Below are 25678 nucleotides of genomic sequence, written 5' to 3'. Positions count from 1 at the left end.
CTGAATTATTTATGTAGTTTCAATTGAATTCTCTTTCGGGAAACATCAACTTCTAAAACTTTTACAATAATTTGTTGATGAAGATGCACATGTTCATTTACATCTTTTACAAAAGAATCTGATAGGTTAGATACATGAATTAATCCGCTTTCTTTAATACCTATATCTACAAAGCATCCAAAATTGGTAATATTGTTTACAATACCAGGTAATAACTGCCCACTATGTAAGTCGGTAATAGATTTAATGTTTTGGTCAAATGTGAAAACCTTGGCTTTTTCACGACGGTCTAATCCTGGTTTTTCAAGTTCTGCACGTATGTCTTCTAGAGTGGGCAAACCAACATCTGTTGTACAATACTTCTGTAATTCTATCTCTTTAAGGACAGTCTTATTACCTATCAAAGATAGAATTTCTGTGCCAGTATCTTTCGCCATTTGCTTGACAATACCATAACTTTCTGGGTGTACGGCAGAATCATCTAACGGATTTTCAGCATCTTTAATACGTAAAAAAGCCGCCCCTTGTTCATATGCTTTTCCGCCTAAACGAGGTACATCCATTATTTCTTTTCTACTTTTAAATGCACCTTTTTCTTTTCTTTGGGCAACTATATTTTCCGCTAATTTTGGACCAATACCAGAAACGTAACTTAACAGGGGAACACTAGCGGTATTAATATTTACGCCAACGGAATTTACACAACTTTCAACAACGGTATCTAGTGAAGTTTTCAATTTGGTTTGGTCGACATCATGTTGGTACTGCCCAACACCAATAGATTTTGGGTCAATTTTCACTAGTTCTGCAAGTGGGTCAGCCAAGCGTCGACCAATAGAAACTGCACCACGTACTGTTACATCGTAATTAGGAAATTCATCCCTAGCTATTTTTGATGCTGAATAGATAGAAGCTCCTGCTTCACTCACAATAAAAACTTCTACAGGAGTATTGAATATTACTTTCTTTACAATCTGTTCTGTTTCTCTTGAAGCCGTTCCATTACCAATAGCTATAGCTTCAATTTTATAAGCATTTGCTAATGAGCTTAATTTTTTTATAGCCCCGCCAACATCATTTTGTGGTGCATGTGGATATATAGTTTCATTATGTATTAAATTTCCTTGGGCATCCAAACAAACTACCTTACAACCCGTTCTAAAGCCAGGGTCAATGGCAAGAATTCGCTTTTCACCTAATGGTGCTCCAAGTAATAATTGTCTTAAATTGTTTGAGAAAACACCAATGGCATCATCATCTGCTTTTTCTTTGGCAGCTTTTAGTAGTTCGTTAGATAAAGAAGGAAACAATAGTCTTTTGTATGCGTCTGCAATTGCTAACTCAATTTGCTTTCCGCATGCATTATTAGATTTTATAATTCTATTTTCAATACGATCCAATAATCTTTCGTCGTCTAGCTCAATTTTAACCCGGATAAATTTTTCTGATTCGGCACGTAAAATGGCAAGTAATCGGTGAGACGGACATTTATTTAAAGGCTCGCTCCACTCAAAATAATCGCGGAATTTCTGTGCCTTTTCATCATCTTTTTTAGTACCTATTACTTTTGTACTAATAATGGCAAATCTTGCTAATTGTGATCTTATGGAACTTCTTACATCTGTACGTTCATTAATCCATTCAGAAATAATGTGTCTAGCACCTTCTAAGGCATCATCTTCATTTTCTACCTCTTTGCTTAGGTATTTAGATGCCGTAAATTCTATGTCATCATTGCGCTGCGCCATAATGATTTTTGCCAATGGCTCTAATCCATTTTTACGCGCAACCTCTGCTTTGGTCTTTTTGCTTTTTTTGAATGGGAGGTATAAATCTTCTAACTGGGTAAGATCTTCAGAATTATTGAACTTTTGTTTTAGCTCAGCCGTTAAGACGCCTTGTTCGTCAACAGCCTTTATAATGGCTTTTTTTCTCTTTTCTAATGCTTCAAACTGTTCTTTAAATTGAACGATAGCACCAACTTGTACTTCATCTAAATTACCAGTTCTTTCTTTACGATACCTAGAAATGAAAGGTATGGTACAATCGGCATTTAAAAGCTCAATAGTATTTTGAATTCCCTTCTCTGGTAGTTGGGTGTGCTTGAGTATATAGCCAACAATTTGGGCCGAGTCCAATTTTGCCATGTGTATTGTAATATTTTTAGAGGGGGATTTAGTTTATTCCTTCCCCGTTGCCAACACTATCTTCATCAGGATTAACGAACACTAATTTTCCATCAGCATTTTCAGTCATTAAAATCATGCCCTCACTATCAACACCACGAAGTGCACGAGGAGCTAGGTTGACAAGTACAGTAACTTTTTTGCCTACAATTTCTTCCGGAGTAAAACTTTCCGCAATTCCAGATACAATAGTTCTAACATCTAAGCCCGTATCAACTTTTAGAACTAAAAGCTTTTTGGCCTTAGCCATTTTTTCGGCTTCTATAATAGTACCCACACGCATATCTAGTTTAGAAAAATCGTCGAATGTAATGGTATCCTTTTGTGGCATTAGTTTTTTATTTTCGTTTTCATTAGCCTTTTTAGTGGCTTCCAATTTATCTAATTGAGTTTGTATTTCACTATCCTCAATTTTTCTAAATAATAGCTCTGCTTGATTTATTTGATGGTCGGCAGTTAGTAAGTTGCTATTTGTTGCAACATCGTTCCAATCAAAACCTTTGTCTGCGCTTTGCGCTATGTTTAATATATTTTTAAGTTTACTAGATGTAAATGGTAAGAAAGGCTCACTTAAAACAGCTAAGCCTGCCGCTATTTGCAAAGCAACGTTCATAATCGTTTTTACACGTTCCTCATCTACTTTTATCACTTTCCATGGCTCTGCATCGGCTAAGTATTTATTACCTAAACGAGCCAAATTCATTAATTCTTGACCTGCTTCTCTAAAACGATAGCGCTCAATAGAACTGGAAATTATATCTGGGTATTTGCCTAATTGTTCTAATGTTTCGGTATCTACATCAGATAAAGTTCCTGCTGCAGGTACTTTTCCATCATAATACTTATTAGTTAACACAACTACTCGGTTAATGAAATTACCTAATATAGCTACTAGTTCATTATTATTTCTAGCTTGAAAATCTTTCCAAGTAAAATCGTTATCCTTGGTTTCTGGTGCATTTGCAGTTAAGGTATAACGCAATGAATCTTGCATTTCTGGAAAATCCACTAAATACTCGTGTAACCAAACTGCCCAGTTTTTAGATGTAGATAGTTTATTTCCTTCTAGGTTTAAAAACTCATTTGCCGGTACGTTTTCTGGTAAAATGTAACTTCCTTCTGCCTTCAGCATAGATGGAAATATAATACAATGAAAAACAATATTATCCTTACCAATAAAATGAACCAGTTTTGTGCTTTCGTCTTTCCAGTATGGTTCCCAATCTTTTCCTTCGCGGGCTGCCCATTCTTTGGTAGATGAAATATAACCTATAGGTGCATCGAACCAAACATATAATACTTTGCCTTCGCCACCCTCTACAGGTACTGGTATTCCCCAATCTAAATCCCTAGTTACAGCTCTTGGTTCTAATCCGCCATCAATCCATGATTTACATTGACCGTAAACGTTAGGTTTCCAATCGTCTTTATGTCCTTTTAGAATCCAATCGGTTAAAAATTCCTCATATCTATCTAAAGGTAAAAACCAGTGTTTTGTTTCTTTAGTTGTTGGTACGGTTCCGGTTATAGTTGATTTCGGATTTATTAAATCTGTCGCATTTAAACTAGACCCACAATTTTCACATTGATCTCCGTACGCCTCTTCATTACCACATTTAGGGCATGTGCCTATTACAAAACGGTCAGCCAAAAACTGTTGTGCTTCTTCATCATATAATTGTGCCGTAGTTTCTTCAATAAAATCTCCTTTATCATAAAGATTTATAAAGAATTCTGAAGCCGTATCATGATGTACTTGTGCAGAGGTTCTTGAATAATTGTCGAACGTTATACCGAAATCCACAAAAGACTGCTTAATAATTGCATGATATTTATCGATAATATCTTTAGGGGTTACGCCTTCTTTTTTTGCTTTCATTGAAATGGCAACACCATGTTCATCGCTACCACAAACAAAGGCAACGTCTTTACCTGTTAATCTTAGGTAACGAGCGTAAATATCTGCTGGCACGTAAACGCCGGCTAAATGACCAATATGAATTGGGCCATTTGTGTATGGTAATGCAGCAGTAATCGTATATCTAGAAGGTGATTTAATATCGGACATCAAAATAAATTAAGCTACAAAAATACTGAATTTGAAGTGAGAATTACTAATTACTTAAGATTAGTAGTAAGCTACTAGATGAAAATTATAACCGTGTCTAACTATGTCGTTCATGGATATTTTATACTAAAAACATTTAGAATCTGTTATAATGTAAGAAAATACCTATTTATAAACTAAAACATAGATGTTATGGCTGTTGGTAATTCAAGAAAGTTAAAGCTTGATGAAAGCTTAGAGAAATTTAATGCAGGAATAGAAGATGCACAAACAAGTAAAGAAGATGTTGTGCGGCTTTACAAAGACAAGAACCATAGAGTAAAAAAAGAGTTGCGGTTTGAGTCCAAAATGAACAAATCGAAATTGGCATAAAATAAAAAGCCCTATTCAATTTAATTGAATAGGGCTTTTTACATAGTGGGAAACAGATTAAACTACCATCACTGATTTACTCATTTTTTGGTTTTGTACATTAATACGATAAATGTACTTTCCTGTAGATAGTTGTTCGGGCATGCGCTCTCGTATATTTATTTCGGTAGAACCTTCAAACATCATTTCGTTAAAAACGGTGCCTACTTTCTGACCAAGAATATTAAAAAGTTGAATGTCTACATGTGCCGAAAATGGCATTTCTAAGTAGATATGTGGTGTACTGTCCGTTGGATAAAATGGTTTGTGAACAACGGCATTCAATAAATCTGGATTAAAAGGTGTTTCAGCTTCTTCTCCAGGTGGTACTGGTGGTGTAACCTCACCATCACTGTACACTATATCTGGAAATGCTTCGCCACTACAGCTAAAACCTAAATCTACTGGTACATATGGTTTATAATTCAATAAATGTGCTTCTACCAAGGGTACATCTACACAAAGCCATTCTGCAAGAACAGTAGCATAGAGATCTCTAAAATCCATTGTGTATTCTAAATTACCTCTACCATCTGGGTCATCTAGTGTTGGGTGGTCGCCAACAAAGGCACTACCATTTAAACCGGATCCAAAAAATAAGGTTGGCGTAGCTTTACCATGATCCGTACCATTTGATCCATTCTCGAAAATACGTCTACCAAATTCTGAAAAAGTCATACTCAATACTTTATCATCTTGTTGGGTAAAGGCTAAATCTTCATAGAAATTATTTACCGCTACAGATAAATTAGTCATTAGTTGAGCGTGAGCTTGCGGTTGATTACCATGAGTGTCAAAACCACCCATAGAAATCATAAAGACTTTTGTCCCTAAATTTCCTTTTATCAATCTGGCAATAAGTGCCAATTGACGTGCAAAGCTATTTTCTTGATATTCTACTTGATTTTGTCCACGTGTGTAAGCATCATGTATTACACCAGAATATTCATACGTAGTATTTGCAACCCCTCTTAAAAACTTAAGTTGGTCGCCATACATACAATCATTAAATAAGGTCTCTTCTAAACCGTAAACGACTCCAGATTCCGCTATTTCCTCTAATTGATCAATGTTTGAGGTAACAAATGCATAATTGGTTTCATCTCCTTGAAATACCAAACTTCCAAACTGACCAATTTGAATGGCAGCAGGCGCCGCTGGTGGATTTATCAAATAATCTGGGTACATATTTTCAAAATGTCTACCCATCCAGCCAGTGTTTAAACCACTAAATCCTGTAGTTTCTATATCTGTATTGGCAAAAATATCTGAACCTGTAAAGTGCGATAAACTTTGTCCTTCATAACCTACACCGTGTACCGCTTTAAATTGACCTTCTTCCCACATAGGTGCTAAAGAATTCATGTAAGATGGAACCCCAAACTCATCGGTCAATTTTAAAACCTTACTTTCTGGGATGTAGATATTAGGTCTGGCATTGGCATAACTATCATATTGTTCAATAGGAATAACAGTACTTAGTCCGTCATTACCTCCAGAAAGGCGAATTAGAATTAAAATATTGTCTGTTTCAGCACCTGCGATAGCCGCCGATAGTGGTGATGGCGCAGAAGCTGATAACATGTTAGAACCTAGCATCATTGAGCCTGATCCAGCAATTCCCATTGCTTGTAAAAAAGAGCGTCTGCTCCATGTTTTATGTTCATCATCATGACCTTCATGTTGAAGACCTTTAAATGGGGAGTGGTGTGTATTGCACATAGCAGTAGGTGTTATTTTAATTGAAACTCTGGTTGTCTAGCTAAATATTGAAATAGGAGGTATACTTGAAAAGGACCTTGTTGCCAAGTGGCCAACGTCCAAGATTCTTGATTACCACCTTCATAGTAGACATCCTCTACATCGCTTCTAAATATGGTGAATGCTTTATTGTATTCTTCTTCGTTTAGAAGTCCTTTGGGGAGAATAAAATCTATAATAAGTCTTGCAACATCATCAGGATTTGAACTGGTTAAACCGGCATTTCCTGAAATTTCTAGACCTAGTGTTCTAAACTGCTCATTGTCGGCCATATAGAATTCCTCTAAAATGCTTTCAATGGTAAGCCATCGCCCAATCATAAAATTGGTATTGATCCAAGACCTGTTTCTTTGCCAACCGGCAACATCAAAAGGTTCAAATATTTCTTGACTTAATAATGCGCTATAATTTACCATTTCGGCAACATTGGTATCTGTATAGCTAAATCCTGATTCGTTTAGTGTATTAAAATAGAAATCTATAGGGCTCTTTATAATTACGCCGATAGCCTCATCGTCAAAAAAGTGTTGACTTTTAAAAAGAAGTCTTAATACCGGTGCCAACTCAAAATTATTAGAAACAAATGTAGCAGCTAAACCATCAATGATCAACTGTGCATTATTTGCTTCGTCTTTTGAATCTGGGTGTACAAAGAACTCATACAATTTACGGCAGATGAATTCTGCAATTTCTGGTGCTCTTTGTTCAAAGAGAATATTTATAACATCGTCATAACCCCAGTTACCAGTTTGTCCTAAAATAGTTTTAGTACTGCCATCATGTTTAGTTGGGTCAAAAGCAACTGGAGAACATCCAATTTCACCACGTTCTACATAGCCACTTAGAGCTTTTGCGGTCTCAATGATATCTTCTTCAGTATAGCCGTTGCCTTCACCAAGTGTAAAGAGCTCATAAAGTTCACGGCCATAATTTTCATTAGGATTGTTACCATTATTGTAAACACCATCTAAGTAATATAACATGGCATTCGTTAACCCAATTTCACTGGTAAAGGTTTTGAAATTGCCCAAAGCGTTACGTTGTAAGCAATCTATGTATTCGTATAAATAAGAGTTACAGTTATATACGTCTAATTCCGTAACAAAATGATTGCTCCAGAAAAAGCTTAATCTATCACGTAAATTGTTATTCAACAAGCCATTGGCATACGCCAATTGAAACTCAGATTTCTGCTCTCTTTTTAATTGATTGCTAGCATCGCTATCTGTTGGGTAATTGGCATTGGTCCAATTTGCCCAAGCAGGAGTAGCTATTCCTGGCATGCTTAAGGCTTCATCAACCAAGCTATCTACCAACGCAGCGGCAGATTGACCGGTAGCCTGGTTTATGGTGGCGACAGAGGCACTAAATCCTAATCGTCTGTATAAATGTGATGCTCTTAGCTGATCTAGATTAGCTGTATACGGAGCAAGAGTAGAAGTATTACAATTAATGAAATATTCCATATCTTAAAATAGGCGTTTGTATTACGTTCGTAGAGTTGGGGCTTCTATGCTAAACGTCTCGAAATTTGGTATAGTATTTAAAACTATCTATTTTCGATAATCAGAAGTCAAATAACGAGATTTATTGGTAAAAAGGCGTTAAAATTCCAATATTTTCGATGAATTGCACAATCCACAAACAACATCATGGGAAAACACAATGAATTTGGAAAAGAAGGGGAACAGATAGCGGTTGATTTTCTCAAAAAGAACGGATATACAATTACATATAAAAATTATAGATACCTGCAGGCCGAAATTGATATTATAGCACGAAAGGGTGATATTTTGGCGATTGTTGAAGTTCGTTCAAGAAGTTCAGATTTTATAGAGAATATAGCTGAAACGGTTACCGTTAAAAAAATTAAACTATTGGTTATGGCGGCAGACCACTATATAACAGATAATAATCTTGATGTTGAAGTGCGTTTTGATATTATTACCATCCTCAAAAATAAGAGTAAATTTGAGTTAGAACATTTAGAATCTGCCTTTTATCATTTCTGAGTAATCTACTAAAAAAGTAGATTTATTAAAAAACATTTTGTTTTATTTATAACAAGTTGTTATATTTGCACAACAACCATACAGTAAAATGAAAACAATATCATCAGTCGTTGAAGAGTACATTAAGAAAAAGCCATTTTTACAAAGTGCTCTAGCACAGGGTATCATCAATCTTACATCACTATCTAGGATAGTAAAACCAGAGATTGAGCATGAATTAGGTAAAGACATTCGTAATGGTGCAATCGTTATGGCATTGAAACGCCTATCTGATGATCTTGAATTTAGGGCAACCCATAAAATTTTAAAAGTTCTAAAAAATATAGGAGAGATAACTGTGCGTTCTTCACTAACGGATTATACTTTTTTAGCTTCGGATAAAATATTGGTACATCAAGCTAAATTGCTAGAAGAAATCAATAATAATCAAGATGTTTTTTATACTTCTAGCCGTGGTGTAAATGAGATTAACATTGTAATAAGCAATGTGATGGATAAAACAGTTGAAAAACTGTTCAAGGATGAAAAATGCACTCAAAAAGCAGAAGAGCTTTCTTCTATTACGGTAAAGTTACCTGCTGAGAATGTTTCTGTACCTGGTATCTATTACTTTATCTTTCAAAGATTAGCTTGGGAAGGTATTGTGCTTTACGAAGTAATATCTACAACTAATGAGTTTACCATTTTAGTAAATGACGAACAAGTAGATATGGCCTTTAAAACAATAAAGGATTTAAAATCTCTTTAGTTTTCTAGAAATTCTACTACTTCTTTATCAGATTCAGGTTTAGCTAAGAATCTTTTCTCACTGTCAAGAATAAAATAGGTAGGTGTGCTTTGAATGCCAAAAGTTTGTGCATAATCGCTCTCCCATCTGCCTAAAGCGATGGCGTGATTAAATGCCGGTAAAGTAGCAGATACTTTTTTCCAGTTAATGTTGTCATCTTCTAAGCCAACAGCTATTATTTTAAGGCCTTCGTAATCTTTCAATTCTTTATGAAGTTGAGGAAGTTCTTTAAGACAATGAGAACAGGTACTGCTCCAAAAAACAAGCAAATAATTTTCAGCTTTCTCCATGGTCAAAAGTGAGTGTTTTTTGCCATTTGCTTCCCAGGTAATATCTGGGGATACAGCGCCTATTCTTAATCTAGATGCTATCTCAATCTCATCGACTAATTTTTGATTGTCATTAGCAAGTGCCGATTTCTTTAAATGGTTCTTGAAAATAAAATCTTGTACTGAGCCCATTTCATTGACCTCAGCAATTTTCCATAATTGATGAAGCGCCTTAACTTGAAATCCGTTAGGTGTGGTTTTAATGAAATCTGCAGTAGTTCTAATGTTTTTGTTAATTTCAATTTCTAGCTGCTCTTTTGTTTTAATGTCAGCAGGAAGTGCAGAGAAAACATAGCTAGCGAACTTATCGGTTAAGAAATTAGACCCTTGTAAAATAGGATCATTGATGTTTAGATTATCGAAATGATGCTGCTTCTTGTTTTTTAGAAAAGTTTCTAAATTTTCGAATTCAGTGGGTATGTAACTTCTATTTGCTTTAATAAATTTATGTGCTATGCTACTAGCATGTTCTTCTTCAAAATTGGTTTGTATCGTTTTTAGTTCTTTTAAAATTGCCCCATATTCTTTTTTAGAATCATTACCGGTCTCATAATATTCTAACAATCTATCTTGTGCTGCGGTTATTTTAGAAAAATATTCATGATACCATTTATTTTCTTCTGAATTAGTAATTGTCAATCCATTTTGAAGATTGAAATTAAATTTCACATCTTCTTTTTTATTGTAAATAACATCAATATAAAACTCATCTTGTGGTACGGCATATACTAATCTATACATACCCGCTTGTGCCGTAGCTGGCATTTCTAGTGTAAAAGAACCTTCTTTTATAGCAGTATCAGTACTATAGCGTTCCCCGTTTGGTGTTAACTCATATGCTATAAGCCATTTAAAATCTTTTGGAGGAGAAAAATTTCCTGAGATTGATCCTTGTGCTAATATATTTAGGGAGGTAAGTAAAAGGCAAAAACTAGTTATAACTTTCATGATGATGTAAAAACAATTATCGGACCAACATTGATAGAATCGTTCAAAAATTTTGGCTATTCTAATTCTGAAATTCCTTATTCATTAGTATTGGAGTGAAGTATATACTTTTCAATGAATAAAAGTAATAATCAAGAGGCAAATGAGGGCTTTAATTCTGAAAAGGTTATGATAATTCTTTTTCAATTCCCATGTGACTTAGTGCTTCAGATATTTTAATAAGTTCCTTTTCATGAACATAACCATCAGAAATGGCCACATCATCTAATAATTTAGCTAACTCTTGTTTCTTAGGTAAAGACATTAGTTTAATAATATTGAATGCTTTGTCTTTATCTAGATTACGAGCTTGACCTACAAAGAAACTATCAAAAGTAAAACGCTCCATTAATTGCGTAAGAAATCGCATTTCTGCCGGTGCCACTTTGCTATCGGCTAGAATAACGTAATCAACCATTTTCACGACGGCTAATTTCTCTTCTTTTGTAAAATCTATTATACTACTCATTACTCTGTTTCTTCTCCTAATCCAATGTTTATGAATGTTTCTATGATAAGATCCATTTCTTTTTTATGGACAGCTCCATCTGCAATTGCAACTTCATCTAGAATATCTGCCAAAGCTTTCTTTTGTTCGTGCGGTAAATTGTAAAGTGTAACTATTGCATTGTCATAATCTAGCAACTTTGCGCGCTCTAAGAATGCGTCGTCAAAACCAATTGTACTTTTTAGTTTGTTCAATGTTTCTAACTCAGCCGGGTGAACTTTACCATCTGCCTTTATAACTTCATAAATCATCTTAACAAAGGCTGCTTTTACAAACTCTTCAAACTCCATGCTTTTTATTTTGGAGTTGAAAGATAAGGAAAAGGACAGTACTTTTAAATAACTCTTTAAATGAGTTTCTCTGCAATATTAAAAATTAACAGCTAAAATCATTAAAATGGGTATGGACCATAAACTGCATCTCTAAATTGTTTGTGCAAACCTATTTGATCATATGGAAATAACTGTACAAACATAACGGCAGTTAACTCATTTACCGGGTCGACCCAAAATAAAGTAGAGGCAGCTCCATCCCAATAAAATTCACCTACTACACCATGGTTTTCTTCTGGAGTTTTTGGTGGTGCTACACGAACGGCAAAGTCAATACCAAATCCTACCTGCCCTTTAGTTGGTAACCATGAACGTTCTGTAATACTATCTGCCAATTGGTTGGTAGCCATTAATTTTATAGTTTCAGGTTTAAGAATTTGCACAGTATCTAAACTACCTTCGTGTACAAGCATTTGGGCAAAACGCATATAATTATCTAAAGTAGAAGTAAGACCAGAACCGCCACGTGTTAATGGCCAATGTACTGTATAATTGCTGTATGTTATTGTGTCTTGTACTAATACACCTTCATCTTTTCTAATGTATAGTTTGGCGAACCGGTCTCTATCTTCTTCAGGAATATAATATCTGGTCTCGTTCATCTCAAGAGGACTTAGCAGATGTTTTTGTACATATTCGCCATAAGGTTTTCCGGAAATTCTTTCAACCAGTAAAGCTTGCACATCTACACTTGGTCCATATTCCCATTGAGTACCAGGCTGAAACCATAAAGGAACTTCTCCCATTTTTTTTCCCATTTGGGTAAGGGTGTTTTCTCGGTTCATTGCGTCTGCATCCTTAAATAACTTGCTTAAGCCAGGTATGTCATCTCTATTTGGGAAACCTGCAGTATGTCTTGTAATATCTCTAATAGTTATTTCTCTATGTAACGGTTCGGTTAACACATTTCCTTTAGCATCTACCCCTGTGTAAACGGTCATGTTTGCAAATTCAGGAATATACTTAGAAATTGGTTCGTCTAACTTAAATTTACCTTCTTCATATAGAGTCATCAAAGCAGTGCCTGTAATTGGCTTAGTCATAGAATAGATTTGAACAATCGTATTCCTGTCCATCAGTTTATTTGCAGCAATGTCTGCGTAACCAAATGCATTGTAATATACTTCTTCTCCTTTTTCGAATATTAGTGCAGAAACACCAGCTATGTTTTTTGCATCTACAAAACTTTTAAGAACAGAATCTATTCGAGCTTTTGCAGTTGTTGTAATTATTTCTGGTTCTACAACGGCCTCTTTTTTTGCAGATTCTTTGCATGAGGTTACAATTAAAAGTAGCGTAAAGTAATAAAGTAATTTTTTCATGATTGTTAGGTTGATATGAGTGTTTTGAAAGTACGAAAATAAAATAAGCGAGTTTAAGTCTAGTTTTACAATTGAAGTACTTGTTCCCATATTTTAGAATTTACCATCATGCCTTCTTTTTGATTTTTTAATCTAGTAGAGAGGGTTCGTTCTCCTGGGTAAAAGGTTTTATTACCCATTTTCATTGGTGGACCATCATGGGTGAATTGGATAATCTCGTTCAATAAGTTTTCTTGGATTTCGGCATCTGAAAAAGTTGATGGGTCTATACACATAAACACCTGTGATAATGCGGCCTCATTTTTTTTCAGTCCAATTTTATAAGTAGAATTACCCGCAGAAAGTAAAGTTGCCAGCATATCTAAAATCATAGAAAGGGCAGATCCTTTCCAATATCCTACAGGTAATGCTCTACCAGAATTCATAATGTCTTTAGGATTCTTACTCAATTGATTATTAGAATCCCATCCACCATTAAAAGGAAGCTCTTCGTTTTTTAAATCTAAACTTTGCATTTTCCCGAATGAAAATTGAGATAATGCCATGTCTAATACTACATGTCCTTCTTTTCTAGGTATGGAAATCACTAAGGGATTATTACCAATTCTATTTTCTTGACCGCCCCACGCTGGCATATTGGGAATTGTATTGGTGAACATAATAGAAATGCAACCTTGTTCTGCAGCTCGCCAACCGTAGGTGCCGCCGCGCATCCAATGATTAGTATTTCTAAGCGCAACTAAACCCATACCATTTGCCTTTGCCAAATCAATTGCTCTATCGGTACATTTTAAGGCATTTAATATCCCTGAGCCTAAGTTTCCATCCCAGCGTTCTATACTGTCCATAGAAGTTACTTTACCTGCTATAGCATCTATATCTATTAAACCTTTGTTGATGTAGTCTATAAAAACTGGAACTCTATTAATACCATGCGAGTAAATACCATCTATGGTACTTTCTGTGTGAATTTTTGCAAGTGTTTCTGCTTGTACTTTAGAGAAGGAATATTTAAGGAACAATTTGGATAGAACCAATTTCATTTCCTCAGATGAAACTTTGATTTCGCTCAAAACGATGTATTTATATTAATTACAACCGTAAGATACGCAAGAAGTTTTTGCTTTAAAACTTAAATGGACTTATGCTTTTTTGAAATTCCGATTTCCGAAAAAACGTGTCTAATTATATTGTTTTCTTTTTCATGATAATGACCATCTGAAACTGCGACATCCTCTAAAATTTCGGCCAACTTGCATTTCTTCTCTTCAGACATGTCTTTTAAAATATTCGTGCTTTGTTCAATATCAATAGCACGTGCCTGAATCATAAAATTACTATCAAAATCTATTACGGACATTAATTTGCTTAAAGCGTTAATCTCGCCTTTATGAACTTCACCATCAGCTACAATTACAGAATCTATTAAATGGACCATTGCCAGTTTTTCTGATATTTCAAATTCCATATTACGCATTTGTTTTTTCTTTTGTTTCAAACGGCTTTAAAGCCAAATATGCTCTATCGGCAGAATGTATGCCTTCAAAAACTAATAATAACCTTAACCCATTGCGGGTCTTTTTTTCTTTGATCTTACATTGCTGTGCATGAGATTGTACATATTGCAATACTCTAGTAAAAGTTGATGTCTGGTAAAATTCTGATTGTTGGTCGCTTATAAAGTACCCAATCATTTTCCCTTGTTTCATTACAATTTTCTCTAAACCAATACTGTTCGCTATCCATTTTATGCGAACAGAGTTTAGTAAATCTTGTGCTTCATCAGGTAATTCCCCAAAACGATCTACGAGTTGTGCTTCAAATTTTTGAAGTGCTTTTTCATCCTTTACTTGGTTAAGATTGGTGTATAAGGTAAGCCTTTCTGTAATATTGTTAATATAATCATCTGGGAAAAGCAATTCAAAGTCAGAATCTATCTGGGTTTCTTTGACGAAAACCTTTTCATGTTTGCCTTCTACTTCTTCATAAAGGTCCTTGAATTCATTCTCTTTTAACTCGTCAATTGCTTCTGCCAATATTTTTTGATAGGTTTCAAAACCAATCTCATTAATAAAGCCACTTTGTTCACCGCCTAATAAATCTCCGGCACCACGAATTTCTAAATCTTTCATGGCAATATTAAAACCGCTACCTAATTCTGTAAACTGTTCTAGAGCTTCAATACGTTTACGGGCATCACTAGTCATAACTTCGTAAGGCGGAGTAATGAAATAACAGAATGCTTTCTTATTGCCACGACCAACACGACCTCGCATTTGGTGTAAATCGCTCAATCCAAAGTTATTGGCGTTGTTAATGAAAATGGTGTTGGCATTGGTGACATCTAGACCGCTTTCGACTATGGTTGTAGATACTAATACATCAAATTCACTATTCATGAATCCTAGCATTAAAGCTTCTAGCTTCTTGCCTTCCATTTGACCATGTCCTATGCCTACTTTAGCATCGGGCACCAATCTTTGGATCATGCCTGCAACTTCTTTAATGTTTTCAATACGATTATGAATAAAGAATATTTGACCACCTCTTTCTATTTCATAACTAACAGCATCTCTAATAGTCTCTTCATTAAAGCGTATAACCTGACTTTCTATTGGATATCTATTTGGCGGAGCTGTTGTAATTGTAGAAAGGTCACGAGCTGCCATTAAACTAAACTGTAATGTACGTGGTATAGGTGTTGCCGTCAATGTAAGTACATCTACATTTTCTTTAATAGATTTTAATTTGTCCTTTACGGCAACTCCAAATTTTTGTTCTTCGTCAACAATTAAAAGTCCCAAGTCTTTAAATTGAACATTCTTGTTCACCAATTGATGTGTGCCAATTATAATATCAACTTTACCCTCACCTAAACGCTGTATAGTATCTTTTTTCTCTTTCGCCGTTCTAAATCGATTCAAATAATCTACCGTTACCGGCATATCTTTTAATCGTTCTGCAAATGTACGGTGATGTTGAAATGCCAATATGGTGGTAGGTACTAAGACTGCCACTTGCTTACCATTATCAACAGCCTTAAAAGCTGCGCGAATAGCGATTTCAGTTTTTCCGAATCCTACATCACCACAAATTAAACGATCCATAGGACGCTCACTTTCCATGTCTCTTTTGACATCTTCGGTAGCCGTACTTTGATCAGGGGTGTCTTCGTAAATAAATGATGCTTCTAATTCATTTTGCAAATAACTGTCAGGGTTGTACTGAAACCCTTTTTCTAGTCTTCGTTTTGCATAAATTTTGATAAGATTAAACGCGATTTTCTTAACACGCGATTTGGTCTTTTCCTTTATTTTTTTCCAAGCACCTGAACCTAATTTGTAAATTTTAGGTGGTGCACCATCTTTACCATTGAATTTTGATATTTTGTGTAATGAGTGTATGCTTACGTAAAGGATATCACGCTCGCCATACATCAATTTTATGGCCTCTTGTTTTTTACCTTCTACATCAATTTTTTGGAGTCCGCCGAATTTACCGATACCATGATCTATGTGCGTTACGTAATCACCAATTTCAAGCTTGTTCAATTCCTTTAAAGTAATAGCTTGCTTTTTAGCGTAACCATTCTTCAAATGGAACTTGTGGTAACGTTCAAATATTTGATGATCTGTATAGCAAACTAGTTTTTGATCATCATCTACAAAACCTTGAAAAAGGGGAAATACAATTATTTGATAGTGTACCTGCTCGTTAACTTCCTCAAAAATATCATGAAAACGCTTGGCTTGCTGCTCACTGGCACAAAATATATAGTTAGTGTACCCTTGATCTTTATAGCCGTTTAGATTCTCAATTAGTAAATCGAACTTTTTATTGAAAGAAGGTTGAGGTTTTGAATGAAACTCAACAAGATGCTCAGCATCTCGTTTTGCATATTGTGTTAATAAAGTGAAGCCAGCAAGTTGTTGCTTAAATTCTGCGCCGCCCATAAATAATTCTTCGGGCTCAGCATGTTTTATGTCTTTAGATAATTTAGTAAAAGCTTCTTTTGCCTTATTAAAAAAATCATCTAATCGGTCGTAAAGTAAGTCGGTGTTTTTTGCAAATACCAATGTATTATTGGCAACGTAGGTTAAAAAACTTTGTCTTTTTTCAATCAAAAACTTATCTGCCATATTCGGCACTATAGTAATTGATTTTACTTTTTCTTTTGATAGTTGCGTCTCAACATCAAAAGTTCTTATACTATCAATTTCATCGCCAAAAAATTCTATCCTATATGGTTCATCATGAGAGAAAGAATAAACATCAACAATACCACCACGTACAGAAAACTCCCCAGGTTCTGTTATGAAATCTACACGTTTAAATTTATATTCAAATAAAATTTCGTTTAAAAAATCTAATGAAAGCGTATCCCCTAATTTCATTTTTAGGGTATTCTTATCCAGTTCTTTTCTAGTTACTACTTTTTCAAAAAGTGCGTCGGGGTAAGTGACTATTACAGCAGGCTTTTTTCTAGAATTTATCCTGTTTAAAACCTCTGCGCGTAATAATACATTCGCATTATCGGTTTCTTCAATTTGATAAGGTCTTCTGTAACTACCAGGGTAGAACAGCACTTTATCTTCACCAATAAGTCTTTCTAAATCATTTAAATAGTAAGCAGCTTCTTCCTTGTCATTAAAAATAGCCAAGAAAGGGCGTGACTCTGTATTAAAGATACTTGAGAGTACAAATGAAAGTGATGATCCTACAAGACCTTTTAATTGAATGTTTTTAGATTCTGAATTTTCAGAATCGGCAATAGTATTTTGCAGTTTCCCTATTTGGGGAGACTGATTGTACCGTTGTTGGATAGAAGAATGACTCAACAGTTTAAAATTTGTGCAAATATAAGCATACCTAAGAAATGGATACGATTCATTATTATCGAATATGGGTTACCTATTGCCCTTAAAAAGTTGCATTTTGGTATTCAGCAAAAAAAGGTAGTGTTATGGATGAGAATGAATTTGATGTTTTTGTAATAGGAAGCGGTATTGCAGGGCAAACTGTTGCCAAAGCTTCTATAGAACAGGGGATGAAGGTTGCCATTGCCGATAACCGAGAATTTGGCGGTACTTGTGCAAATAGAGGTTGTGATCCTAAAAAGATATTACTTGGTGCCCTAGAGGCTTATGAGTTAAGTGCAAATTTAAAAGGAAAGGGAATAGATAAGGTTGTAAAAGTCAATTGGAAGCAATTACAAAAATTCAAAAGAAAGTTCACCGCTAAGATACCGGAATCTACTGAACAAAATTTAAATGGGAAAGGAATGAAGTTGTTTCACCAATCTCCTGAATTTTTAGATGAGAATACGCTTTTGGTAGAGGGGAAAAAAGTTAAGGCCAAGAAAATAATTATTGCCACAGGGCAAATACCACGAAAACTGGAAATTCCCGGAGCCAAACATTTTAAGAATAGCGATGATTTTCTAAATCTTAAAAAATTACCGAAACAAATCGTGTTTGTAGGTGGTGGCTATATTGGGATGGAATTTGCTCATATGGCTGCACGGGCTGGAGCGAAAGTCACTGTTCTAGATACAGGAAAACGACCTTTGCATGCTTTTGATGCTGATTTAGTAAGTGAACTAAAAAAGTATTCAGAATCTCTAGGGATAAATTTCATTTTTGAAGCGAACCCGACTAAGCTCGAAAAGAAAAGAAAGAAATTTACTTTAACATATGAAATAAATGGAGAGGAAACTCTTGTTGAGGCAAGGACAATCTTTAATACGGCAGGGCGTGTTCCTGCGTTAAAAGGTTTAAATTTAGAAAAAGGAAATGTTGATTTTGATGAGAGTGGTGTAACTACAAATAATTATCTGCAAAGTACTAGCAATACAAATGTTTATGCATGTGGTGATGTATCTGATAAGAACTTGCCGTTGACTCCACTTTCTGGGAGACAGGGCTATGTTGTAGCGGAAAATATTATTAACGGAAACAAGAAAGTTTTAGAAGTTCCCGTAATTCCTTCAGTGGTATTTACATTGCCGAATTTGGCTACTGTTGGTTATTCTGAAGATGACGCTCGTAATAGATATAAAAATATACGGGTAAACTATGAAGTAGCTGTAGATTGGTTTAATGCTAAACGTATAAATGCTCCATTATATGCCTATAAAGTCATAATAAATGATAGAACAGGGGAGGTTGTTGGAGCTCATGTTCTTGGACCAAATGCAGGAGAAACCATTAATATCTTTGCAATGGTTATCAATAATAAAATGACAGATAGAGATATTAAGTCCACCATATTTTCATACCCGTCTTGGGTAAATGATGTAAAAAGTATGGTCTAAGGTTTTTCACGAAACCGTTCTTGCAACTTTTTTACCGGACTGGTTTCTCGATTTTTTAATGCATGAAAGGCAATGGCAATAAAAAGAATTACGGTTCCTGTCATTGCTGCGTATGCGATGTAAATATTCGATTCATTATGTCGTACATAAATAGCGAATAATGCCCAAATACCAACAAGGGCAAATTCTCGCATATTTCTTTTCCAAATCATTAATAGGTTAATTACCGTTGCAGCTACAATCATATTAATGGTCCAAGCTTGTTCAGATAATACGCCGCCGTTCCAATCTAACTTACTTAAAAACGCAGAAATATTGGCAATGGTCGCTACTGAAATCCATCCGCTATAAAAACAAATGGGCCACCAAATAAAAGCTATAACTGTAATGGGAGCATCCCATCGCTCCATATTTGTATTCAGTATAATTTTAATTAGAGAAAGAAGAATCCCGAACATGATTACTACGGATAATCCGGTGTAATTATACATAAAGGCAAAAACCCAACAACAGTTTAAAATGTTGGCTAAAAAGAACCAATATCCTGTTTGCTCAATAAAATCGCTTGATTTCTGACTAAAAAATGCTCTTCGTACTTGAAAAATACCATAAGCCAATAAGCCTAAAAATATAACGCCCCATATAGCAAAAGCATAACCTGCTGGCGTAAATAAATTTTCGTACTGGGCACTCATTTCACCAATAGTGGTGTCGTTAAATGAAAATGCCTGCGAAATATAGTTAACGGCAATCACCAAAATAACGGATGCTAAATTGAGAACGGATAATTTCTTTTTCATAATGATAAAATTATTATGATTATCTCATAAAGTTATGCTCTTTAGCACATTAAACGAACTATTTTCGGAAAGAACGTTTCTTTTTTACCTCTTTTATAGGAACAGGTAGTACAGCATCACCTAAAAGGGCGAAAACTTCACAACCCTCACAAGGTTCTAGGGTGTAAGTACCTGTAAATTCACCAAATGCCGGTACTATCATTTGATGTTCTGTTTTGTAAAAGCAAGGTAATCGAACAGATTGTCTTCCTAGTCCGTTAAGTTTAATAGCTGGATGTATATGTCCTGAAAAGTTGAATAAACCATCTCGTTCTTCTGGATGATGGGTTAAAAGAAAAGATTCTAATACTAATTCTGGTATTATTTTTATATGTAATTCTTCATATTTCAGTGGAGAAATAATATCGTGATTGCCGCTCACTAAAATTATTTCTTGTGGAGTAGCCTTAACCCATTGTTCAAAAAGAAGCCATTCTGTGTTTAATGCGGAATGAAACAAATCGCCTAAAAAAAGTATTGATTCTGGTTTAAAATGATTCACTACCGAGGTTAATGCATCAAAATTCTGTTGCACTGCCTGTTGTGGAACTGCAGCACCGTATTTTCTAAAATGCGAAACTTTACCCAAATGAACATCACTAATTATTAACATTGATTTTTCTACCCAAAAGAGCGCGCCAGAAAAGTGCATTTCAAAAGTTTGATTATGAAGGGTAATTGAATGGGTCATCGATGCAAAATTACCTATTTCTTCATCAATAGTGCAGCCATTTTTTTAATTCGGTCAGCCAATTTTTCACTTGATAATTTTTCGCGCCCCACACGTTCCGTAATCAAAGGGAAAGAAAATGGTGTAGGTTGCTCGCACGCTTTCCAAACAATATCTTGAGTGGCAATACGCTCTAATGAAAGTCTTAAACGACCTTCTTCTAACTGGTGTTCAAAAGTCTCGGTAAATGCTTGTTGAAACAATAAATTATCTGGTTCGTAATCTCTAAAAACATCGAACAATAATTGAGAACTGCTTTGTAAATGCTTCATTTTAATCCCTTTTTCAGGGTAGCCAGTAAATACCATTCCGCTAATAATAGCAACATCCCTAAATCTGCGGCGTGCCATTTCGGTGGCATTCAAACTTTTTTGTAAATCATCCAGCATAAAATCTGTGGTAAATAAATCATTATCTAACACTTGTTGAATATCTATGGGCTGATCTGATAAAAGTTCAAAACCATAATCGTTAAACGCTAATGAAAAGGTAATAGGGGATAGTAGGCTAATTCTATACCCTAATAAGCTGCCCATTGCCTCATGTACAAATCTACCTTCAAAAGGATAAAAGAGATGATGGTAGCCATCGCGAGTTTTAAAGGTTTCAATTAGAAATTCTGATGGTTTGGGTACTATACTATCTCGTCGTTGTCTGTCAAAAAGAGGTTTCAATGCTCTTATTTCTGCAGATTGATTTTTTATTGGTTCGCCCGAGCTGTACAGTTCATTTCTGAGCAGCTCAGACATTTGTGCGGATAGGGTTAGACGACTTCCCATCCAACTAGAAATTTTATTGGTTTTCTTATTGGAATTTTGCACCTGTACGGTCATTTCTTTAATTCGAATAAATTCTAAATTTCTGCCAGCAAATGTGAATACATCACCTTTGTTAAGTTTAGAAATGAAAAATTCTTCAATAGAACCTATATAGCCTCCTTTTTGATACTTTACTGCTAAATTGACATCGCCTACTATGGTGCCAATTTGAAAACGATGCCGCATTGCTACGCCACGATTGTTGACCTTGAATTTTCCATCTTCTTCAACTTCTACTTTTTTGTATTCGTCGTAGCTCTGTAAACTTTGACTACCCATAACCAAAAAGTTCAATAACCATTGCCATTTATCTTCGGTAAGGGCTTGATAGCAAAAAGTCTGTTTTACTTCTTGGTAAATTTCTTTAGGATAGAATCCGTCTGAAATCGCCAATGTGGTTAAATACTGTAAAAGCACGTCATAACTATTAAGATAGGGCATGCGGTCTTCTACCGTGTTCAACTTTACCGCTTTTTGTAATGCCGATGCTTCTATAAGTTCTATGGCGTGAGTTGGTAGAAAATAAATTACACTTTCTTTACCAGGTCTATGACCGCTACGCCCTGCACGTTGTAAAAAACGGGCAACACCTTTTGGACCTCCTATTTGTACAACTGTTTCAACAGGTGCAAAATCTACTCCCAAGTCTAAACTAGAGGTGCAGACCACCGCTTTTAATTCCTCATTTCTAATGGCATTTTCAACCCAAACTCTTGTCTCTTTATTTATACTGCCATGATGCATTGCCATTTCACCTGCATATTCTGGATGCTTTTCTAAAATTTTCTGAAACCAAATTTCGCACTGACTTCTGGTATTTGTGAACAGCAGGGTGGTTTTGCTATTGTTTATAATGGGTATTACTTCTTCCAACAAATGAAGTCCTAAATGACCTCGCCAAGGAAAGGTTTCCATCTTTTTCGGAATAATACTCTTTACGGTTATCTTCTTATTGATATTGGCTTTGATGAGAACGGAGTTTTCTAGAGCTTTAGATTCAATACCCAGTAATACATCTCTGGCTTGTTCTAAATTACCAATAGTTGCAGATATGCCCCAAATTCTTAATTGAGGGGATACATTTTTAAGCCGAGATAAGGCAAGTTCCATTTGTACACCTCGTTTTGTGCCTAATATTTCATGCCATTCATCAACAATTATAGCTGAACAATCTTTGAAAATTTTATCGTACCCCTTTGTAGCCAATAGTAATTGTAGACTTTCGGGAGTGGTAATTAGCAGATCTGGCATTTGCTTTTTTTGCTGTGCCCTTTCTTTTGTTGAAGTATCACCAGAACGGATGCCTACTGTCATTTGCGTGCCTAGATCTAAGGTAATACGTTCTGCAGATTGTTTTATTTCTTGGGATAATGCACGCAGCGGAGTAATCCAAATTGCCTTTAAGCCCTTATTGTGTTTAGTTTTATAATTAGGATTGTTCTTAATGTAATTCAGTACAATAGGAAACCACAATGCATAGGTTTTACCACTGCCTGTTGGGGCATTTAATAGTCCATTTTTACCCTGTAGAAAAGCCTTCCAAGTATCTTTTTGGAATTTAAAAGGTTTCCAATTTTTTTCTTGAAACCAATTTTCGGCGATAGTATAAAGCTCCTCTCTATTCATTATGGAATTAACCCCTTTAAATCTTCAAGTGTATTCGCTTCGTGAATGTTCTTGTCCTTTCGCCATCGTAACATTCTTGGAAAACGTGTGGCAATTCCACTTTTATGACGTTTTGATAATGCAATACCTTCAAAAGCGATTTCGAATACATGATGCGGAGTAACACTACGAACAGGACCGAAACGTTCTAACGTATTCTTTTTAATCCATGCATCAAGTTTTCTAAATTCTGCATCTGTTAGTCCGGAATAGGCTTTTGCAAACGTAACCAGTTCTTTTTCTCCTTCTTCATTATCCTTCCAAAGAGCAAAAGTGTAATCTGTAAAAAGATTGCTTCGTCTTCCATGTCCGCGCATAGCATAAGTAAGTACCGCATCTATAGTTAATGGGTCTACTTTCCATTTCCACCAATCACCCTTTTTTCTGCCTACTAAATAAGGAGAATCCTTTCTTTTAAGCATGAGTCCCTCACTATGCATTTCGCGAGAGCGATCTCGTTCATCTGCCAATTCATTCCAAGAATTAAAATGCATTGTTTCAGATAGATGTAATGGTATCTTAGCTTGATTCTGTTCAGATACCACGTTTTTAAACATATTCTCTAATATATATCTACGCTCAATAAAAGGTAGCTGACGAATGTCTTTACCTTCCCATTCTAAAATATCATAGGCTTTTAAAATAACAGGAACTTTTTTTAAGAGTGCTGCTGATATATTTTTGCGACCTATACGCGTCTGTAAATCATTGAAAGTGCCGATAGTTCCTTCAATATAAGGTAGAATTTCTCCGTCTATAACGGTGCCGTTTGGTATAACGTTTACAAATTCATTAAACTCCGGGTACTTATCCGTTACCAATTCTTCTCCACGGCTCCATACAAATAGTTCATCATTTCTAAGAATTACCTGAGAGCGAATGCCATCCCATTTATGTTCTGCCGACCATTCATTAATATCACCTAAATCTGCTGCTTCGCCTTCTATAGCATAGGCTAAATAAAAAGGGTAAGGTTTAGATAGGTAATCGCTTTCGTTTTCTTCGAGAACCAACTGTTGATAAGATATCGTATTTGGGTCCCAGTTCCCCATCAATTTATAAGCTAAAATATCCTCGTCTATTTCAGTTGCTTTAGCCAATGCGCGGGTCATTAATTTCTGACTAACGCCAATTCTGAATCCGCCAGTAATGAGTTTTGTAAAAACAAAGCGTTCATAATAGTTAAGCACTTTCCAGTTTTCATAGAGATATGCTTTTTTATCATCATCTGTCTTCTTTTTTAGGGCTATCATTTCCTCAAGAAAAACTGTCAAACTCTTGTCTGATGATTGATTTGCCGCAGGTATCACCAAAGCGATAGTTTCGGCTAAATCACCAACGATATGGTAACTCTCTTCAAATAACCAAAGTGGAATATTAGCTAATTCTGATGCCCAGGTTCTAAGCAGGGTAGTGTTCACCGGTCTTGGTGGTCTACGATGCGAGAGTATGGCAATTGTCCATACTTTATCCTCGTCACTGGCTTTTAGAAAGTAGTCTGTTAAGGCCTGTACTTTTATAGTTGTCTTGTTGGTACTATCTAGTGTTTTTATAAGGAGTGCGAAGTTTTTCATGCTGTTATAGATGATTTTGAAGCTACGGCAGCTTCTATTTCTTCCTCTCCATATTGTGTTGCTTCGGTGCGGGCATCATAGCCTTGTTCGCGAAGGTATTTTGAAAATATATCTGTATATCCGTGGGTGCAAATAATCTTTTCGGCTCCTGTAGCTTCAATACTCTTTAGAAGTCCTGGCCAATCGCAATGGTCACTTAATACAAAGCCTTTGTCAATTGCTCTTCTTCTTCGGGCACCTCTAAATGTCATCCATCCGCTGGCAGATGCAGTTACATATGGTACCATTTTTCGAATCCATGTACTGCCATGTGCACTTGGTGGTGCCAGTACAATATTACCTAACAATTGCTCTTTCTTCGTTTCTCTAGTAATAAGAGTTGTTTTTGGAAAGTCTACCAAAGGTCTAAGAACTTCTGTCATATTTTCAATGGCACCATGGGTGTATATTTCACCAATATCAGTATTCAAATATTTTAATAGACGTTGTGCTTTACCTAAGCTATACCCAAAAAGAATTGATGTTTTGCCTTCAGCTTTATTTTCTGCCCACCAATTATTTATATTTTCTAGAACTTCTGCTTGAGGTGTCCATTTAAATGCCGGCAAACCAAAAGTGCATTCGGTAATAAACGTGTTGCATTTAATGGGTTCGTACGGAGTGGAGATACCGTCGTTTTCAGTTTTATAATCTCCAGTAAATACCCAAACCTCGCCTTTATGCTCAACTCGTATTTGTGATGAACCAATAATATGACCTGCTGGGTGAAGACTAAATTTTACATTATTGATAACAAAAGACTCTCCCCATTCTTTTCCTTCAACATTAATTTCGCCTAATCGATGCAGAATAATCGGAACGTTTCTGTGGTGGGTAATATATTTTTTGTGACCATACCTACTATGGTCGGCATGTCCATGTGAGATTATTGCATGGTCTACAGGTTTCCATGGGTCAAGGTAAACTTTAGCCTTTTCGCAATAAATGCCATTATCTGTAAATTGTAATAGAGGAGTTTTCATAGCAATGTCAAGTT

Annotated in this window: 20 protein-coding genes; 4 read left to right on the top strand and 16 right to left on the bottom strand. The window is 35.5% G+C overall.

All coding sequences use genetic code 11. The annotated features are described in order from the left end of the window. Nucleotides 1–5: 5 nt before the first annotated feature. Both P178_RS0105095 and metG read right to left on the bottom strand, forming a co-directional pair. Complete coding sequence (locus P178_RS0105095) at nt 6–2147, bottom strand: Tex family protein (RefSeq protein WP_036145746.1); 2142 nt, start codon at nt 2145–2147, stop codon at nt 6–8. Nucleotides 2148–2175: 28 nt separating this feature from the next. After that, on the bottom strand, nt 2176–4254 hold the full coding sequence (metG, locus tag P178_RS0105090; RefSeq protein WP_036145745.1) for a methionine--tRNA ligase: 2079 nt from the start codon (nt 4252–4254) through the stop codon (nt 2176–2178). Between the two features lie 192 nt (nt 4255–4446). Between metG and P178_RS0105085 the strand changes: the two genes are divergently transcribed. After that, the gene (locus P178_RS0105085; RefSeq protein ID WP_027065197.1) at nt 4447–4626 is read left to right on the top strand and encodes a hypothetical protein; all 180 of its coding nucleotides are present in this window, start codon (nt 4447–4449) and stop codon (nt 4624–4626) included. Between the two features lie 57 nt (nt 4627–4683). Here the strand turns inward: P178_RS0105085 and P178_RS0105080 are convergent, their stop codons facing one another. Further along, nucleotides 4684–6387 carry a DUF1501 domain-containing protein gene (locus tag P178_RS0105080; RefSeq protein ID WP_027065196.1) on the bottom strand — a complete coding sequence of 568 codons (1704 nt, stop codon included), beginning with the start codon at nt 6385–6387 and terminating at the stop codon, nt 4684–4686. A gap of 11 nt (nt 6388–6398) precedes the next feature. Next, complete coding sequence (locus tag P178_RS0105075; protein WP_027065195.1) at nt 6399–7892, bottom strand: DUF1800 family protein; 1494 nt, start codon at nt 7890–7892, stop codon at nt 6399–6401. Between the two features lie 186 nt (nt 7893–8078). Here P178_RS0105075 and P178_RS0105070 point away from each other — a divergent pair, with 186 nt between their 5' ends. Continuing rightward, entirely contained in the window at nt 8079–8438 is a 360-nt protein-coding gene (locus tag P178_RS0105070; protein ID WP_027065194.1) for a YraN family protein, read from the top strand. An 88-nt stretch (nt 8439–8526) separates the two neighbouring features. After that, nucleotides 8527–9186, top strand: coding sequence for an aspartate kinase (locus tag P178_RS0105065; RefSeq protein WP_027065193.1), 660 nt, complete (start codon nt 8527–8529; stop codon nt 9184–9186). On the opposite strand, the gene P178_RS0105060 is transcribed toward P178_RS0105065, so the two are convergent. From P178_RS0105060 to mfd, 7 genes are all read right to left on the bottom strand, one after another. Then, nucleotides 9183–10502 carry a TlpA disulfide reductase family protein gene (locus tag P178_RS0105060; protein WP_027065192.1) on the bottom strand — a complete coding sequence of 440 codons (1320 nt, stop codon included), beginning with the start codon at nt 10500–10502 and terminating at the stop codon, nt 9183–9185. The genes P178_RS0105065 and P178_RS0105060 overlap by 4 nt on opposite strands. Nucleotides 10503–10668: 166 nt before the next feature. Beyond that, complete coding sequence (locus P178_RS21490) at nt 10669–11010, bottom strand: TerB family tellurite resistance protein (RefSeq protein ID WP_051638176.1); 342 nt, start codon at nt 11008–11010, stop codon at nt 10669–10671. Next, complete coding sequence (locus P178_RS0105050; RefSeq protein ID WP_027065191.1) at nt 11010–11339, bottom strand: hypothetical protein; 330 nt, start codon at nt 11337–11339, stop codon at nt 11010–11012. Before P178_RS0105050 ends, P178_RS21490 begins: the two co-directional genes overlap by 1 nt. A gap of 101 nt (nt 11340–11440) precedes the next feature. After that, nucleotides 11441–12703, bottom strand: a complete 1263-nt coding sequence (locus P178_RS0105045; RefSeq protein ID WP_027065190.1) for a serine hydrolase domain-containing protein — start codon at nt 12701–12703, stop codon at nt 11441–11443. 65 nt (nt 12704–12768) lie between these two features. Next, nucleotides 12769–13776: a 3-dehydro-L-gulonate 2-dehydrogenase gene (yiaK, locus tag P178_RS0105040; protein WP_197026784.1), complete on the bottom strand. Its 1008-nt coding sequence runs from the start codon at nt 13774–13776 to the stop codon at nt 12769–12771. A gap of 59 nt (nt 13777–13835) precedes the next feature. Then, nucleotides 13836–14171, bottom strand: coding sequence for a TerB family tellurite resistance protein (locus P178_RS0105035; protein ID WP_036145743.1), 336 nt, complete (start codon nt 14169–14171; stop codon nt 13836–13838). 1 nt (nt 14172) lies between these two features. Then, nucleotides 14173–17541: a transcription-repair coupling factor gene (gene mfd / locus P178_RS0105030; protein ID WP_036145740.1), complete on the bottom strand. Its 3369-nt coding sequence runs from the start codon at nt 17539–17541 to the stop codon at nt 14173–14175. Nucleotides 17542–17666: 125 nt separating this feature from the next. Here mfd and P178_RS0105020 point away from each other — a divergent pair, with 125 nt between their 5' ends. After that, nucleotides 17667–19016, top strand: a complete 1350-nt coding sequence (locus P178_RS0105020) for a dihydrolipoyl dehydrogenase family protein (protein WP_027065186.1) — start codon at nt 17667–17669, stop codon at nt 19014–19016. Here the strand turns inward: P178_RS0105020 and P178_RS0105015 are convergent. Genes P178_RS0105015 through P178_RS0104995 form a run of 5 tightly spaced genes read right to left on the bottom strand, consistent with a single transcriptional unit; the run spans nt 19013 to nt 25664 of the window. Continuing rightward, complete coding sequence (locus tag P178_RS0105015; RefSeq protein ID WP_027065185.1) at nt 19013–19816, bottom strand: hypothetical protein; 804 nt, start codon at nt 19814–19816, stop codon at nt 19013–19015. The two genes, P178_RS0105020 and P178_RS0105015, sit on opposite strands and share 4 nt — an antisense overlap. A gap of 58 nt (nt 19817–19874) precedes the next feature. Further along, nucleotides 19875–20546: a ligase-associated DNA damage response endonuclease PdeM gene (gene pdeM, locus P178_RS0105010; protein WP_027065184.1), complete on the bottom strand. Its 672-nt coding sequence runs from the start codon at nt 20544–20546 to the stop codon at nt 19875–19877. A 14-nt stretch (nt 20547–20560) separates the two neighbouring features. After that, nucleotides 20561–23029, bottom strand: coding sequence for a ligase-associated DNA damage response DEXH box helicase (locus tag P178_RS0105005; RefSeq protein WP_027065183.1), 2469 nt, complete (start codon nt 23027–23029; stop codon nt 20561–20563). Beyond that, nucleotides 23029–24642 (bottom strand): ATP-dependent DNA ligase, encoded by a 1614-nt coding sequence (locus P178_RS0105000; protein ID WP_027065182.1) that lies wholly within the window; start codon nt 24640–24642, stop codon nt 23029–23031. Before P178_RS0105000 ends, P178_RS0105005 begins: the two co-directional genes overlap by 1 nt. Then, entirely contained in the window at nt 24639–25664 is a 1026-nt protein-coding gene (locus P178_RS0104995) for a ligase-associated DNA damage response exonuclease (RefSeq protein ID WP_027065181.1), read from the bottom strand. The genes P178_RS0105000 and P178_RS0104995 overlap by 4 nt, the downstream gene beginning before the upstream one ends. Nucleotides 25665–25678 lie beyond the last annotated feature (14 nt).

Origin of the sequence: Maribacter sp. Hel_I_7 (assembly GCF_000688315.1) — a bacterium.
Taxonomy (GTDB): Bacteria; Bacteroidota; Bacteroidia; order Flavobacteriales; family Flavobacteriaceae; genus Maribacter; species Maribacter stanieri.
The sequence above is the reverse complement of the archived record's forward strand: the minus strand, read 5'-3'. Positions and strand labels throughout refer to the sequence as shown.